The sequence below is a fragment of the Maribacter forsetii DSM 18668 genome, assembly GCF_000744105.1.
Lineage (GTDB): Bacteria > Bacteroidota > Bacteroidia > Flavobacteriales > Flavobacteriaceae > Maribacter > Maribacter forsetii.
In genome coordinates, this window is the sequence record NZ_JQLH01000001.1 from 4,312,595 (window position 1) to 4,328,619 (window position 16,025).

At 35.4% G+C, this 16,025-nt stretch carries 15 protein-coding genes; 4 read left to right on the plus strand and 11 right to left on the minus strand.

Annotated elements, in window-relative coordinates:
* Positions 1-22 precede the first annotated feature (22 nt).
* The 5 genes from P177_RS18330 to P177_RS18350 form a co-directional block, all read right to left on the minus strand.
* Entirely contained in the window at positions 23-2,884 is a 2,862-nt protein-coding gene (locus tag P177_RS18330; RefSeq protein WP_084684774.1) for a TonB-dependent receptor, read from the minus strand.
* Between the two features lie 172 nt (positions 2,885-3,056).
* A complete protein-coding gene (locus P177_RS18335; protein ID WP_036157143.1) occupies positions 3,057-4,652 on the minus strand; it encodes a tetratricopeptide repeat protein in 1,596 nt (531 codons plus the stop codon).
* 203 nt (positions 4,653-4,855) lie between these two features.
* Positions 4,856-5,116 (minus strand): 50S ribosomal protein L27, encoded by a 261-nt coding sequence (rpmA, locus tag P177_RS18340; protein WP_036157145.1) that lies wholly within the window; start codon positions 5,114-5,116, stop codon positions 4,856-4,858.
* Between the two features lie 41 nt (positions 5,117-5,157).
* Entirely contained in the window at positions 5,158-5,823 is a 666-nt protein-coding gene (gene rplU / locus P177_RS18345; protein WP_036157147.1) for a 50S ribosomal protein L21, read from the minus strand.
* A 96-nt stretch (positions 5,824-5,919) separates the two neighbouring features.
* On the minus strand, positions 5,920-6,288 hold the full coding sequence (locus tag P177_RS18350) for a DUF4199 family protein (RefSeq protein WP_316930799.1): 369 nt from the start codon (positions 6,286-6,288) through the stop codon (positions 5,920-5,922).
* A 270-nt stretch (positions 6,289-6,558) separates the two neighbouring features.
* Here P177_RS18350 and P177_RS18355 point away from each other — a divergent pair, with 270 nt between their 5' ends.
* Together P177_RS18355 and P177_RS18360 are read left to right on the plus strand one after the other, a co-directional pair.
* On the plus strand, positions 6,559-7,881 hold the full coding sequence (locus tag P177_RS18355; RefSeq protein WP_036157149.1) for a M16 family metallopeptidase: 1,323 nt from the start codon (positions 6,559-6,561) through the stop codon (positions 7,879-7,881).
* 8 nt (positions 7,882-7,889) lie between these two features.
* Positions 7,890-9,962 (plus strand): M16 family metallopeptidase, encoded by a 2,073-nt coding sequence (locus tag P177_RS18360; RefSeq protein WP_036158789.1) that lies wholly within the window; start codon positions 7,890-7,892, stop codon positions 9,960-9,962.
* A gap of 70 nt (positions 9,963-10,032) precedes the next feature.
* Here the strand turns inward: P177_RS18360 and P177_RS18365 are convergent, their stop codons facing one another.
* Positions 10,033-10,776 (minus strand): head GIN domain-containing protein, encoded by a 744-nt coding sequence (locus P177_RS18365; protein ID WP_084684731.1) that lies wholly within the window; start codon positions 10,774-10,776, stop codon positions 10,033-10,035.
* Positions 10,777-10,850: 74 nt separating this feature from the next.
* Positions 10,851-11,735 carry a DMT family transporter gene (locus tag P177_RS18370; protein ID WP_036157151.1) on the minus strand — a complete coding sequence of 295 codons (885 nt, stop codon included), beginning with the start codon at positions 11,733-11,735 and terminating at the stop codon, positions 10,851-10,853.
* Between the two features lie 157 nt (positions 11,736-11,892).
* On the opposite strand from P177_RS18370, the gene P177_RS18375 reads away from it, so the two are divergent.
* Both P177_RS18375 and P177_RS18380 read left to right on the plus strand, forming a co-directional pair.
* Entirely contained in the window at positions 11,893-12,246 is a 354-nt protein-coding gene (locus tag P177_RS18375; RefSeq protein WP_036157153.1) for a heavy-metal-associated domain-containing protein, read from the plus strand.
* A 1-nt stretch (position 12,247) separates the two neighbouring features.
* Positions 12,248-12,670 carry a hypothetical protein gene (locus P177_RS18380; RefSeq protein ID WP_036157156.1) on the plus strand — a complete coding sequence of 141 codons (423 nt, stop codon included), beginning with the start codon at positions 12,248-12,250 and terminating at the stop codon, positions 12,668-12,670.
* A gap of 10 nt (positions 12,671-12,680) precedes the next feature.
* On the opposite strand, the gene P177_RS18385 is transcribed toward P177_RS18380, so the two are convergent.
* From P177_RS18385 to P177_RS18400, 4 genes are read right to left on the minus strand one after another with little or no spacing between them, the layout of a single operon-like run.
* Positions 12,681-13,628 (minus strand): pyridoxal-phosphate dependent enzyme, encoded by a 948-nt coding sequence (locus P177_RS18385; protein WP_036157158.1) that lies wholly within the window; start codon positions 13,626-13,628, stop codon positions 12,681-12,683.
* A 9-nt stretch (positions 13,629-13,637) separates the two neighbouring features.
* On the minus strand, positions 13,638-14,198 hold the full coding sequence (gene gldD / locus P177_RS18390) for a gliding motility lipoprotein GldD (protein WP_036157160.1): 561 nt from the start codon (positions 14,196-14,198) through the stop codon (positions 13,638-13,640).
* A complete protein-coding gene (locus P177_RS18395) occupies positions 14,188-15,516 on the minus strand; it encodes a gliding motility-associated protein GldE (RefSeq protein ID WP_036157161.1) in 1,329 nt (442 codons plus the stop codon). Before P177_RS18395 ends, gldD begins: the two co-directional genes overlap by 11 nt.
* 21 nt (positions 15,517-15,537) lie before the next feature.
* The gene (locus P177_RS18400; protein ID WP_036157164.1) at positions 15,538-16,008 is read right to left on the minus strand and encodes a single-stranded DNA-binding protein; all 471 of its coding nucleotides are present in this window, start codon (positions 16,006-16,008) and stop codon (positions 15,538-15,540) included.
* Between the last annotated feature and the right edge of the window lie 17 nt (positions 16,009-16,025).

Below are 16,025 nucleotides of genomic sequence, written 5' to 3' on the forward strand. Positions count from 1 at the left end.
ATTCTTTTATTTTAAAGCGCTACTATTTATTGAATAGATCATATTTTAAGCCAAAAGTTATTCTTTGACCATAAAACTCCGCTTGCATTGTTCTATCCTTAACCCCTTGAAAATATCTTAATGGCTGATTGGTTATATTATTGATTGAAGTATACAGACTTAGGTTTGTGTTTATTTGATATGATGCATTAAAATCTACAAACAATTGTGTGTCATAATATCTATCCTCAAAATCATTGCCTCCAATTTCATCTATATAACTATCTGAAAAATTAGCCGATAGCCTTGATGAGAATCGCTTATCTGCATAAGCTAAAGAAGCATTGAACATATTAGGAGCCGTATTAGGCAAGTCTATATCTTCACGTTCATCACCATCTTCATTTCTTATACCATCTGCACTAGAAGACAAGTAAGTGTAATTGATATAAAGACTAAAGTTTTTGGCAAAGCCAGGCAAAAAGTCTAACTGACGTTGAAAAGCCATTTCAAAACCAGTTACAGAGGCTCCGTCTCCATTTAATGGTTGATACACCTCAAAACCTTCTGTGCCTACGCCAAAACTATCATCAGCAGCCTCTTGCTGAAAAGTATATATAAACTTATCTATATCCTTATAAAATACACCTGCAGACAATAAACCTACACTTTCAAAATAATGCTCACCCATAACATCAAAGTTCATAGATGTGGTAGCTTCCAACTCCGGATTTCCAACAAATATCTCCTCATCTCCAGAAACTATGTCCAATGACGGTACAATATCTTCATAATTTGGTCTTGCCAAAGTATTGGTCCAAGCAAAACGCAAAATAGTTCTATCGTTTATGTCATATTTTAAATGAACACCAGGCATTATATTGGTATAATTACTTTCTTGGGTAATTTCACCTATTACATTCTCTTCATCTTCTATTTGGTTTCCGGTAGCGGTAACATTGGTATTCTCTAATCTTAAACCTACCAAAAGACCCAATTTATCCGATAATTTTTGGTTGGTCATTGCATACCCAGCGTAAACATTCTCTTCTACGTTAAAATTAGCTCTCAAAAATTCATCGGGCACAGATTCGCCATCCTCCAAATCTAAAGCACCTAACCATTCTTCGCTAGCAAAAGAACCTATCGCATATTGGCTGCCTGCATAAAAATCTGGATCAGTATAGTCTTTTAAAGGCACACTTGCCAAGGTTCCATAAGTGTCTTCTAGGTCAAACTCAAAAAAGTCATTATCCCTTAATTTTGTTTTAAACCTACCCCTTGCACCAAACTTGATTATTCCGTCTTCGTACCCGAACAAGTCAACAGGAATTTCAAAATTGACGAACATGTTAAAGTCCTCTTCTTCCGTATACTGATTCTCTTCAGTAATTTCTCCGTATTCGAAATTTGAAAATTCTGTAGCATCCATTGGATCAGCAGCGTAAAAACGTGGATATCTTGAATTGGTTACATCGCTATTAACGATATATTCACTTTCAAACTCAGCATAACGCTCATTTAGTCTTTCTTCAGAAGCCTTGGCATAAGAAGCCATCCAATCTACTTTTAATGACCCCCAAAGGTGATCACCGCCCAAACTATAATTTTGCATACGCTGATCTTCCAACCTACGATTCTTATTTCGATCATTATCTATACCTCCCTTAGATTGTCTTACAATTTCTGCCGGAAACCTTGTTGGCACACCATCGGTTATGGTAAAATCTCCAAGTTCAATATCTTCAGCGTCTAAAATTTCTTGTCCGAGTGCAAATCTATTTTCCCTATCATCTCGCCAATTGTACATCGTTTTAAGAAATATAGTATTATTGGCATTGAACTTATAATCCATATTTACCGAAAAACTTCTTCTCACCCTTTGCACCAAGTATTTTCTCTGTTCAAACACATTGGCATAAGGATCAACGTCCACTTCCTCTAAAATAGGCTCCCCTTCAGCATCATCTACACCTGTATAATATTCAAATTCATCTGTCCATTCCGCTTCTATATTATCCGACCCAAAATCATTGTCATTAAATGAAGCTGAAGCCATCCATCCAAATTTTCCATTCTCACTTCGGTCTCCAATAATAAAAGAACCATTGAGTATTGCCTTATCTGTAATAAGGTTAATACCAGAACCAAGGGTAGTGGACAATCTAAAACCTTGTGGTGACGTACGGGTAATTAAATTTACCGACCCACCTAATGCATCGGCATCCATATCTGGAGTAACCGCCTTACTAACTTCTATGGTTTGTATCATATCTGAAGGAATTAGGTCCATCTGTACATTTCTATTGTCTCCTTCCGCTGAAGGAACCCTACTACCGTTAAGAGTAACCGAATTTAATTGAGGAGAAAGCCCACGTATAATAATATTTCTTGCTTCACCTTGATCCACTTGCATTGTAATTCCTGGTATACGTTTTACGGCATCACCAATATTAGCATCGGGAAATTTACCAATCTGATCTGTTGAAACCACATTGGTAATATTAATGTTGTTTTTCTGGGTATTTAAAGCTTTAGATGTTCCTCCCAAACCATATGCCGTTACTTCCACACCTTCAAGTTCTGTGGTTTTAGGTGCTACAAATATGGCGACATCGGTTGTTTCACCATTGTTGACAACAACCTCTTTTTCGGTATCATCGTATCCCAAATAAGAAACCTTTAGCATATAGGTGCCTTCTGGTATATCTACCAGTGTAAATTTGCCATCGAAATTTGAAATTGCACCTTTAGACAATGAAGAAATCATTACACTTGCCCCAGGTAAATAAAGTCCATTTTCATCTGAAATTGTACCTTGAATATTTCCAGATTGCGCAACCGCCATTGAGCTAAAAACTGTACATAATAGCGTTACAAAAAATAAATTCAGTTGGTTTTTCATTTTCATTTTAGGTTTATTAGAACTAAGACAAAAATATGTATACCAGCTGTTTACAAGGTTAAGCCCATTCTAACAAAGCGTAAACATTTTCATTTTTAAAGGAAACATGAAGGCAACAATCACACTAAATTAACATGACCTTAACCATACACATAAGAACACCTAAAATCAATTACAATTGAAGTAAAAAATGTATCAGATTTGCCTTTGGATCTATACGTAGTTTTTTACGTAATCTATATCTTGCCACACGCACACTATCTGGTGTAACCCGTAGAATTGAAGCAATTTCCTTAGATGATAAATTTAAGCGTAACAGCATAGCCAAACGCATTTCTGTTTGAGACAACTTTTCTTTACACACATCAATCAACTTTTTCCCAAATTCAGGATGTATTTCACTAAAGTAGTTTTGAAATTGTCTTGCTTCTTTGTCTTGCTTCACATTTTCATTAATATCATTGGCCAGTTGCTTTATTTTAGCCGACTTGTCCATATTCTTTCTATCTGCAAGCTTTAAAAGTGTGGAAGCTAGATCAGATAATAATTTATTCTTATGCGAAAGATGTAGACTATACTTAGATAAAGCAGAAGCTTTTAATTGCACCTCATTACGCAAGTTTTCTTGCAGTATTGCTTTTTTTTCTAATTGAGCTTGCAATAACTGTTTTTGAAATTGTTGCATCCTAAATGCTTCCTTGCGTTTTTTTGCCCTGAATAAAAGCAAAACAAAAATTATAATAGAAATTAAAATCACGGCAACGATCCAAAAATTTCTATTTGCCTTTGCGACTTTATTCTCCTCTTCGAGAAGCATTATCCTCGTTTCTTTTTGATTGGTTTCATATACCGTTTGTAGAACATTTATTTGATTGCTATTCTGCCCATTAAAAATATTGGAAGTTATTTGCTCGGCCAATTCTAAATATTCAAGAGCATCTTTATACTTACCTAACAGTGCGTAAGTTTTTGATAGATCTCTGTATGCACTTGACAATCTATTCTTGTCATTAATCTCTTTCGCTAAATGCATAGCCTTGGTCGTATATACAACAGCTTGTTCATAAGACCCACGTTTTCTGAACACATCGCCAATATTGTTCAGTATGTTAGCCTCTAAAGGATTATTTCTTCCCTTGGTATAACCATAAGCCTTGTTGAAGAATTGCGAGGCCAGATCAAAATTTTCTAAATCTTCATAAATACTACCTATATTTTCATTGGTCGTTGCCAAACCAATAGTATCCTGCAGCAGTTTAAATTCCATCAAGCTTTGCTTTTCAAAAGCCAATGCCTTTTTATACTCTTTTCTCTTTTCATAGCAACTACCAAGTAGACCAGTAGATCTTGCTAGTCCTTTTTTGAAATCAATAACCTTTGATAGTTTCAAACTTTTAGAGAAACTCGCCTCGGCTTTATCGTAATTTTTTAATGCAAGATGCATACCACCTTGTGCATTGTTTATATGTACGTGCAAAGTATCGTTCGGCTTTTTCTGTAATATGAGCAACGCCTTATTAAACTGATCTGTAGCCTCAGAATATACGCCTACCCTAAAATAAAACTCTCCTAACTTCCAATAGCTCGTTGCTATTTTAAAATCATCATTTTGATCTTGGGCTATTTTCAGTTGATTTTTGTAAAATAGAAAGGTTGAATCGAGCTCTTTTCTATCAAAAAGTAGAAGTTCTTGTTTCTTTTGCGCAGATAACAAACCTGAAAATGAAAAGGCTACTATTAGTACTACATGCAAAAATTTAGAATACATAATATCTATTAACTGAGCATTTAAACTTTACCAATAAAGAACATTGCTTGTTCAGCAAAATTTAAACCAGTAAATATGCCTATAGATATACTTAGAACAATAAAAAAGGATATTAAGTTATCGTTAAAGATAATTTAATGTCCAAAACAAAAAGCCTTTGCAACTGAATGCAAAGGCTTTAAATATTGTAAACTTAACTTTATTTAAGCTTCAAAAGGCTCAATGGAAACGTAAGATTTTCCACCAGCTTTTTTGGTAAACTTCACTAAACCATCTACACGTGCGTGTAAAGTATGGTCTTTTCCTGCGTAAACATTTTCACCAGGATTGTGTCTTGTTCCACGCTGTCTAACGATAATGTTACCAGCGATAGCAGCTTGACCACCATAAATCTTAACTCCTAATCGTTTCGATTCTGATTCTCTACCGTTTTTCGAACTACCTACACCTTTCTTATGTGCCATTGTCTGAGGTTTTAAATATTATTATACTTTAATGGTTCAGCTTATTTAGCTATACCACCGTCTAATTCGTCTTGCCATTTCTGTAACTCGTCCCATTTACCTTCAGCAGCTAATTCAGCTTGCTTTGGCCATGTGTCAGTTACGTGATTTCCACGTACGTCTGCTATAATTTCAGAAATTTTAGCTGCGTCTGTTTTTGCTAATTCAGCAAAAGTAGAAATACCTGCATTATTCAAAGTTTCAGCGATTTTTGGACCGATACCTTCAACTTTTTTCAAATCATCACCTTTAGCACCAGCTTTCTTAGCTTTTGCTTTTGGTGCTACAGGAGCTGCTTTTTCCTCTACTTTTTTAGCCTTTGGTTCAGCTTTCTTAGTTTCAGTTTTCTTTGCTCCTTTAGAAATAATAGATTCGATTACAATCTCTGTAAGAGACTGACGATGTCCATTTTTCTTTCTGTAACCTTTACGTCTTTTCTTGTGAAAAACGATTACTTTGTCACCTCTAAGGTGTTTAACGACTTTAGCCTCTACTGCGGCACCGTCTATAGCCGGGGCGCCGATAGTAACGTTCGATCCATCAGCTAAAAGAAGAACATTGTCAAAAGTAACTTTCTTACCTTCTTCTGCTTGTAAACGGTGAACGTACACTTTCTGGTCTTTTGCAACTTTAAACTGCTGCCCTGCCATCTCTACAATTGCGTACATATTGTTAAATGTAATGATTAAACCTGATGGATTTTTTCCATAGGCGGGTGCAAATATAGATCTTAATCGTGAATTTACAAGTGTTTTTTGCGATTTTTAAACAGTCTTTAGTATTCTAGTGTTCGAAGTCTTAAATAGTTGCATAAATGCAAGGGTCAAAACAACGCTACTGGTAAAACCCATAGTAGCTACCACTAGAAAAACAATGGCTTCAAAACTTCTATATGTGTTTGCCCATCTTGTTGATAGTTCTTCTAAAAAACCTGGCTGTATTTCTGTAGAATAAAATGCAAAAAAGATCGTAAAAATAAGTGTTGCTACGCCACCGGTTATCAAACCAGCCATGAAACCACCTGCATAACTAAATTCGCTACCCTTTTTTAACTTATAATATTTAATTGCCTCAAAAATGGCAAAACCGGTAATTACCGCATTAAATAGACTATAGAAGACATTAACATGCAAACCAAGTAATGATAGTATTTAGAAATAAGCAATTAAAGAACCACTGGCGGCAACACCAAATCTAAGGGGTAAGGCATAATTTTTCATAATAAAGATTTTTTTGTTTAGACATTTAATATAATCATTAAACAAAATATATGAAAATAATAACTGTTAAAGAATTCCTATATTGAAGATTGTTCTTACAAAATTTAAAATTCAGTGTAACATTTTAATTTGAATGGACTCTAATAGAACAGAACAATTAAACACGAACCTAAAACAGTTTAAATGAAAATGAAATTACTATTGGTTTCGGCACTATCCGTTATTGGATTTGCCGGACTCGCACAAGAGGTTGCTTACGAAGAGTACAACCTTGAAAACGATTTACACGTTATTTTACATCAAGATAACACCGCACCAATTATTTCCATCTCCGTATTTTACCATGTAGGATCAAAAGACGAAGACCCACAAAGAACAGGCTTTGCTCACTTTTTTGAACACTTACTTTTTGAAGGAACTGAAAATATCGAAAGAGGAGAATGGGACAAAATAGTATCTGCAAACGGCGGATCAGGTAATGCCACTACCAATGAAGATAGAACATATTACTATGAAGTTTTTCCTTCTAACAATTTAGAATTAGGACTTTGGCTAGAGTCTGAAAGAATGCTTCACCCTGTTATCAATCAAAAAGGTGTTGACACTCAAAATGAAGTGGTCAAGGAAGAAAAAAGACTTCGCGTTGATAATTCTCCTTATGGAAAATTCATTGAAAACATAAAAAAGAACCTTTTTCAAAGCCATCCTTATAAAGAAACGGTTATTGGAAAAATGGCAGACTTGGATGCCGCTACTTTAGATGAATTTATAGCTTTCCAGAAAAAATTCTATGCTCCGAACAATGCCGTTTTGGTCATTGCAGGCGATTTTGAGAAGGAAAATGCTAAAAAATTGATATCAGATTATTTTAAGGATATTCCAAAGGGAGCAGAACTTACAAGAACCTTCCCTAAAGAAACTCCTCTCACATCAGAAATCAATGCAAAAGCTTACGACTCTAATATTCAAATACCGGCTACTATGATCGCCTATAGAACTCCCGGTCTTAAAAATAGAGATAGCCAAGTATTAGAAATGATTTCTACCTATTTATCTGACGGACCTTCTTCTAAACTTTATAAGAAAATGGTAGACGAAGAGAAGCAGGCCTTACAAATTGGAGCAATACCAGTTACTTTAGAAGATTATGGCATGTATATCGTTTTTGCACTTCCGGTAGGCGAAACTGGTTTAAATACACTAAACTCTTCTATTGAGACAGAAGTAGAGAAATTGAGAAATGAACTTATTTCTGAAAATGATTATCAAAAACTACAAAACAAGTTTGAAAATCAGTTTGTAAACAGTAATGCCAGTATTGAGGGTATTGCAGAATCTCTTGCAGAGTATTATGCGCTTTATGGTGATACATCTCTTATAAACAAGGAAATAGAAGTATATAGATCTATTACCAGAGAAGAGATTAAAGAGGTCGCTAACAAGTATTTAAAGCCTAACCAAAGATTGGTTCTAGAATATTTACCTGAACAAAATACCGCAAACTAAAAATGATTATGAAAAATACATATATATTACTACTAACATTATTCTCCTTTATTGCTGTACAAGCACAGGTAGACCGTACGGTTATGCCCAAACCAGGACCTGCACCTGAAATTAATCTAGGAGCTCCACAATCATTCAACCTCAACAACGGATTAAAGGTTCTTGTGGTGGAAAATCACAAACTACCTAGAGTTTCCATGCAATTGTCTATAGATAACCCGCCAATATCAGAAGGTGACAAAGCTGGTGTTGCGAGCTTAACAGGTAGTCTTTTAGGGCTTGGTTCTAAAAATATTAGCAAAGAAGGATTCAATGAAGAAATAGATTTTTTAGGAGCTAGACTTTATTTTAGCGCTCAACGTGCATACGCCCAATCACTTTCCAAATATTTCCCTAGAATGATGGAGCTTATGGCAGATGCCGCTATTTATCCAAATTTTACACAAGAGGAATTTGACAAGGAAAAAGATAAACTTATCACAGGGTTAAAATCTGAAGAGAAAGTAGTTTCGTCCATCTCAAGTAGAGTTCAAAGAGCATTAGCTTATGGTAAAAATCATCCTTATGGTGAATTCACTACAGAAGAAACCGTAAACAATGTAACTCTTAGTGATGTTGAAGAGTTTTACAGAGATTACTTTGTTCCCGCAAATGCCTACTTGATCGTAATTGGGGATGTTAACCTTGAAGAAGTGAAAACATTGACCGAGACTTACTTTACCTCTTGGACAAAAGCCGTACCACCAAGTTTCTCTTATTCTCAACCTAAGAATGTACCTAATACGCAAATTAATTTTGTTGATATGCCAAATGCCGTACAATCAGAGATAACGGTTCAAAATATCGTTAACCTAAAAATGAAGGACGATGATTATATCGCTGCCCTTTTAGCCAATGAGATTTTGGGCGGTGGAGCTGACAGCAGATTGTATTCCAACCTTAGAGAAGACAAGGGTTATACTTACGGTGCCTATTCATCTATTGGCAACGACAAATATGGTCCATCTAGATTTAGTGCATCTGCAGAAGTCAGAAATATGGTAACCGATAGTTCTGTAGTTGAAATGTTAAAAGAGCTTGATGTTATCGTCACTAAACCTGTTACCGATGAGGAACTAAAAAATACCAAAGCCGTATATGCCGGTAGTTTTATAATGGCGCTAGAAGATCCCGAAACTATTGCGCGATATGCCTTGAATATTGAAAAAGAGAATCTACCTAAAGACTTTTACAAAACCTTTCTCGAGAAGCTTGACAAGGTTAACAAAGCAGATGTTGAAGGTGCCGCGAAAAAGTATTTCAATGTTGACAACGCCAGAGTTATCGTAGTTGGTAAAGGAAGTGATGTCCTTTCTAATCTTCAGAATGTAGAATTTAAAGGCAAAAAACTTCCGGTTCTTGCGTATTCCAAAACTGCCGACAGAGTTGAAACTCCAGATTACAATGCCGCCGTACCAACCGATGTTTCAGCTAAGTCCATACTTGAAAAGTATATTACAGCTATTGGCGGAAAAGATAAACTTGAGAGCGTAAATACCTTAGCCATGATGGCCGCAGCAGAAATGCAAGGAATGAAATTAGACTTAAACGTTAAAAAAACATCTAGCAATCAACTTATGCAAGATGTGCAAATGATGGGTAATTCCGTAAGCAAACAAGTTGTAAACGGTGATAAAGGCTATATGGTGATGCAAGGTCAGCGTAAAGATCTTGAAGAAAAGGAATTGAAAGCTATTAAAAAAGAATCTGCTCCTTTCACTGAACTTCAATTAATTAACGATGAATCTGTAGTTATAGAAGGTATGGAAATGGTAGGCGATAAAAATACCTACAAACTAAAGGTTGGAGAAAATAAATCTGCTTTCTTTGATGCCGAAACCGGACTTAAACTACAAGAGGTTACCATAACCGAAATGCAGGGGCAACAAATTGCCAGCACTTCTAACTTTGAAGATTACAAAGAAGTTTCTGGTATTTTATTTCCTTTTAAAATACTACAAACCGTAGGTCCTCAATCTTTTGAGTTTATAGTTTCTGAAATCAAAGTAAATGATGGTGTATCACCTACCGATTTTGAATAACTAAAATTTTATCTAAAAAGAAAAACCCGCTCATGAGCGGGTTTTTTGTTTTCTAATTTATAGGTTAAGCTTATCCTATTTTTCTTATTCTTGCTTCGCCAAAAATCAATCCTTTATCCACTTCTGGGCTACCCATATAATTCACATTTGTTTCTCCGTAGCAAGTTACCTTTAACCTATCTTTTACATGAACCCTAAAATTACTTTCACCATAGGCTGTAATTTTAGTCTCATCTGCCATCATACCTACTGTATTTACTTCGCTCTCTCCGTATGCTCTAAATACTTGTCTAGCCACAGTACCTTCCCCTATTTCCAAGTAACTGCTACCATAGATAGCTACTGTTAATTCATCTATGGAAACCGAATTAAAATACACTTTTGCCTCGCCATATAAAGACATTTTAAAATCATCGGCATTAAAAAGATTTTTACATCTCACTACCTCTTCCCCTCTTATTGATAGATTTTCCAACTTTCTATAGGTAACGGTTGCAGTTGCCATTGTACCATTATAAAGTGACTTACTACCACGCCATTGATCCGTTGAAATGCGTTCAGATTTTGTCACCACTTTGGCACCGTCTAAATACAAACGCAGCGTTCTGCCCTCTACCTCAACATTTATTTTATCTAAAGAAACTTTTGCATTTTCTATAACAACACTTTCCTCTTCCCCTTCAACTAGATTAACAGCTATGTGCGGGCTAACAATTAATTTATCAAAAGATTTTACGTTGAATGATTTTTCTTGAGCCTGAATTGCGCCAACAGTCATTGTTACCGCTAGTAGTGCTACTAATATTTTTTTCATGATTTCCGTTTTTTTGATTAGTTCTATACAAAGACAAGTCAAAAATCATTTTGTTACAGTAGATATTACTATTTCTACCTAGTTACTGTCTTTTTTCTATTTACCAGCCATACCCCAAATAGTATAATTAGACCGCCTAACAACTGAAGAAAACTAATATTTTCACCATCCAAAAAGCCCCATAGCACTGCCACAAGTGGTATCAAATAGGTAACAGAAGCCGCAAATACGGGACTGGATAGCTTTATCAGTTTATTAAATAGAATATTTGCCAATGCCGTACCTAAAAAAGCCAATGCCATTATATACCACACTGCTTCGTGCATAGCGCTGTCACCCAAAAATTGCTGAAACACCCCCGAATACATCAAAATAACCAATGCTGGAAAGAAGGCAACACCGAAACTAGCCGTCGTTACCGCCAAGGGGGTTAAATGAGATAAATACTTCTTAATGATATTAATATTAAAAGCATAACCCAACGCCGCAAAAATTATGAACAATGAATACCAATAGTTTTGGTTTACATTATTCTCCATCCCCGCAGCAATTAACACCACAGTTCCAAGAAGACCTATAAGAACGCCCAACACTTGTCTTCCTTTAAGCGAAAGTCCAAAAAGCGCAATACCAACCAAGGTGGTAAACAAAGGTGCAACAGAATTTAAAATAGACGTAATTCCACTACTTATTTCCATTTGTGCCAATGCAAAGAAAAATGGTGGAAAAAATGAACTACATAACCCTGCGATAGTTATCCATTTCCAATCGGTTTTTGAAAGTGTTTTTAAAGACTTAAAACCCAATATAAATAACAGTACCGATGCAAATAAAATTCTTAACCCACCTACCTGCAAAGGCGTATACCCAACCAAAGACCTTTTTATCAATATAAAGGAAGAACCCCAGATAAGCGATAGAATTACTAGGTAAATCCATTTTTGATCTATATTTTTCAATGCTGATAATTTTAAAACAAAAGTGAGCTTTTTTCCAAATAAATCAACCTCTTAACTAGTTATTTTTACAATTCATTGATTAATGCGTTTTACATATTTGGTATCTTTACACTATAACCAGATATGCTTATGATCCGCATACGTTAAATCTATTGTTATGAAAATAAAAATATTAGTTCTCTTTATAACCGCATTCACCTTATCTACTACCATTTCGTTAGCTCAAGAAAAATCTAGCAATATTATCAAACTTGAAAACAGAATAACGAATTCAGTAGAAGTTGGAATAGACGGCATGGCCTGCCAAGAAGGGTGCGCAGATAAAATTGCCTCTAACCTAAAAGAGAAAGACGGGGTTATTTCTGCCGATATTAGCTTTGACAATAAAAATGGTCTAATTGTTTTTGACCCTTCTTTAATTTCTATTGACGAAGTAAAATCTATTATTACCGGCACAAAAGTAAAAGATTATAAATACACTATAAATTCTGTTACCCCACAAGCTAATTAAGATGAAAAAGATACTTTACACACTTGCCATAGCTGCATTAGTAACATTCACTTCTTGCAAGGAAACCAAAAAAGAGGAAGAGCCTTCTAAAATGGAGCACGTAATGAGCATTCATGATGAGGTAATGCCAAAAATGGGAACTTTAGGAAAATTAGTAGGTCAATTGAAACCAATGGCAGATTCATTAGGATCCGAATCAGTTGAAGCAAAGGCAATGAAAGACCTACAAGAAGCCAATAAATCTATGATGGATTGGATGCAAGGTTTTGGAGACCGTTTTGATGCTGATGAAATTATGAATGGCAAAGAACTTTCTGATGAAAAGGAAGAATGGCTAAATGAAGAAGAAGAGAAAGTACAACAAGTAAAAGAAAATATTAATTCTAGTATTGAACGTGCTGAAGATATTCTTGCTAAGCAATAACCAACTTTTACTAAAAGGGCAATTTAGAAAGATCTACATTACCGCCTGAAATGATAATACCGATTTTTTTATTCTGAAAAACTTCTGGCTGCTCTTTTGATTGTTTCAAAACTGCAGCCACGGTTACCGCACTAGAGGGTTCTATGATAATTTTCATACGTTCCCAAACCAATTTCATAGCAGTTACGATCTCATCTTCGGTAATTCTAACAATACCACTAACTAGCTCTTTTATAATAGGAAAATTCTTATCGCCCAACATTGTTTTTAACCCGTCTGCAATGGTATTCGTGGTATCATTACTTTCTATTTTTCCACTTTGTAAAGAACGATAAGCATCATCTGCCTCAAAAGGCTCAGCACCATAAACTTTACAATCATCACCAAAATATTTAGCCGCCAAAGCAGAACCGGCAATTAGACCGCCACCACCAACTGGGCAAAATATAAAATCTAAATCCGGTTGCTTTTCCAATAATTCCAATGCTGCCGTACCTTGACCTAAAATAACATCATTGTCATTTGAAGGGTGCACAAAAATTGCTCCCGTTTTCCGTCCTATTTCATCCGCTAAAGATTGCCTTGCTTCTACTGTTGGCTCACACTCATAAATTTTCCCCAGATACTCTCTAACCCCTACTTTTTTGACTTCCGGAGCTGTATTTGGCATTACAATATGCGCCGTAACACCTACACTCTGAGCGGCTAATGATAAAGCTTGTGCAAAATTACCTGACGAATGTGTGACTACGCCACTTTTCTTTTGTTCTTCGGATAATTGCAGGATTGCATTGGTAGCCCCTCGCATTTTATAGGCTCCTGCTCTTTGAAAATTCTCGCATTTGAAGAATACCTTTGCATTGACTTCCTTGTCAATTAATCTTGATGTTAGAACTGACGTATTATGAATAAATGGAGTTATTCGTTCGTGACAATCTAAAAGGTCTTGCTTTGTCATCATGCGTATTTATTTTTTCCACCTTAAGGTTTCAATAATTCCCCTTATATCATTCTGAAGATATGATGCTGCAGGTAAAATAGAGTCATAATTAGGTTTCGTATAAAAATAAACGGAACCTGTTAGAAAATGCTCTGTACTATCGGTTACAAAAAATTGCGATTGAGATGCTGCGTTGCCTTGTACTTCAAATAAAGCGCCATAGATTCTCTCATCTGGATTCACATACGGTTGTTCTACGATATTATCTGCTTTTGCAGCATGCTCATAACTAAGTCTTTTAGAATCATTGATCAACTGAGACAAATTACCATTAATCTTTTTATAGCTTAAAAAAATAGCACCTTTCATCTCTGGATAAGAGATAGTATAGGCCTGATCTCCATTTGGCTCTGCATTTGCCAGTTGATTGTATTTAAATCTAAAGTTCTCTGTTTCTAAATCCGCCAATTTTCCCTGCGGATACTCTAATCGCATTTTAGCCTTTGGTTTGGGTAGTACTTGCTCATCTTTACAGCTGGCCATCAAAAGAAATACTACTAAAAACGTAACGAATGACTTACTCTTCATGTGGTAAGGTAACTTTTATTTGTTTCAATCTTTTTTTGTCCATCGCTTCAACCACAAAGGTATAGGACTCGAACATTATTTTTTCTCCACGTCTTGGAAAACTACCTGCTTTTTCTAAAACAAAGCCTGCCAAGGTTTCAGATTCTCCTTTATTTTCCTCAAATAAATCATTATCCTCTAACTTAATAACTCTATAAAAATCTTTTAGAGGTGTTTTACCTTCAAAGACATAATTAAAATCATCCAACTTAGAAAATATTAAATCTTCATCATCAAATTCATCACTAATATCCCCAACAATTTCTTCAATAATATCTTCTAATGAAACTAACCCAGAAGTACCACCATATTCATCTACAACTATAGCCAGGTGGTTTTTCTTCTCTTGAAATTCACCCAATAAATCATCTAGTTTTTTATTTTCGGGAACGAAATAAGGCTCTCTTATCAAGGTCATCCAATTAAAGGTCTTTCGGTCTAAATATGGCAATAGATCCTTCACATACAGAACTCCTTTTACGGTATCTATATTCTCACCAAAAACCGGAATTCTTGAATATCCATGTTTTTTGATTTCCCCAAGCACTTCAGGAAATTTCATCTGTTCATTAAGAGCAAAAATATCTATACGAGGTCGCATTACCTGTTTGGTATCCGTATTACCAAAGGTTACAATACCCTCTAGAATCTTTTTCTCCTCTTTTGTGGTATCGCCTTGAGATGTCAGGTCCAATGCCTGAGACAATTGATCTACACTTAAACTAGATTTCTGCTTACCAAGCTTATTATACAAAAACAGGGTACCTGATCGCATGGGCAAACTCAATGGAGCAAAAATAAAATCTAACACTCTCAATGGGTATGCCATAAAATGCGCAAAGCTCATTCTATTTCTATTGGCATAGACCTTGGGTAATATTTCACCGAACATTAAAATTAGAAAAGTAGCAACCACGACTTCTAATAAAAAGCGTACCGATACTATACCAAATAATACCTGGTTGACATTTTCAAAAAGGGTATCCCCTATAATACTAAACAGTAATACTACTCCAATATTAATAGCATTATTTGCGATCAATATGGTTGCCAATAGTTTTTTAGGTCGTTCAAGAAGTTTTATTAAAATGGAACTCTTAGCAGATTTTTCATCTTGTAGTTCTTTTATTTCGGTCGTAGATAAGCCGAACATGGCTACTTCAGCACCAGAAATAAGTGCAGAGCAAATAAGCAGTACACATAGTACAACTATATTCATTGCAAAAACACCGTTTACAACCAATGTTGTCATTAATAACGGTAAGGGGTCTGGGTCCAATAGTTACTATTTAAATTATATTTAGAACGGTAAATCATCATCCTCTTCTGGACTTGCGGGTGCAGGAGCAGCAGCTTTAGACGGTGCTTTAGTTTCAGTACTTGCCGGTTTCTGAGCAGTAGGAGCTGAACCACCATTATTCTGCATACCTTCTTTCTTAGTAGTTAAAAAAGTAAATTCTTGCACATGTACCTCAGTTGAATATCTGGTATTACCATCCTCACCTTGCCATTGACGATTTTTCAATCTGCCCTCTACATAAACCTTATCGCCTTTACTTAAATATTTTTCACAAATTTCAGCAGCTTTATTTCTAACCACCACATTGTGCCAATCTGTATTTGTAACACGCTCACCAGTAGATTTATTGGTATATGTCTCATTAGTAGCTATTGGAAACCTACCAATACTACCGCCTCCTTCAAAATAATGCATTTTAACTTCATCACCTAAATGCCCAATCAACATTACCTTATTCAATGTACCGCTCATAACTTAAAGATATAAAA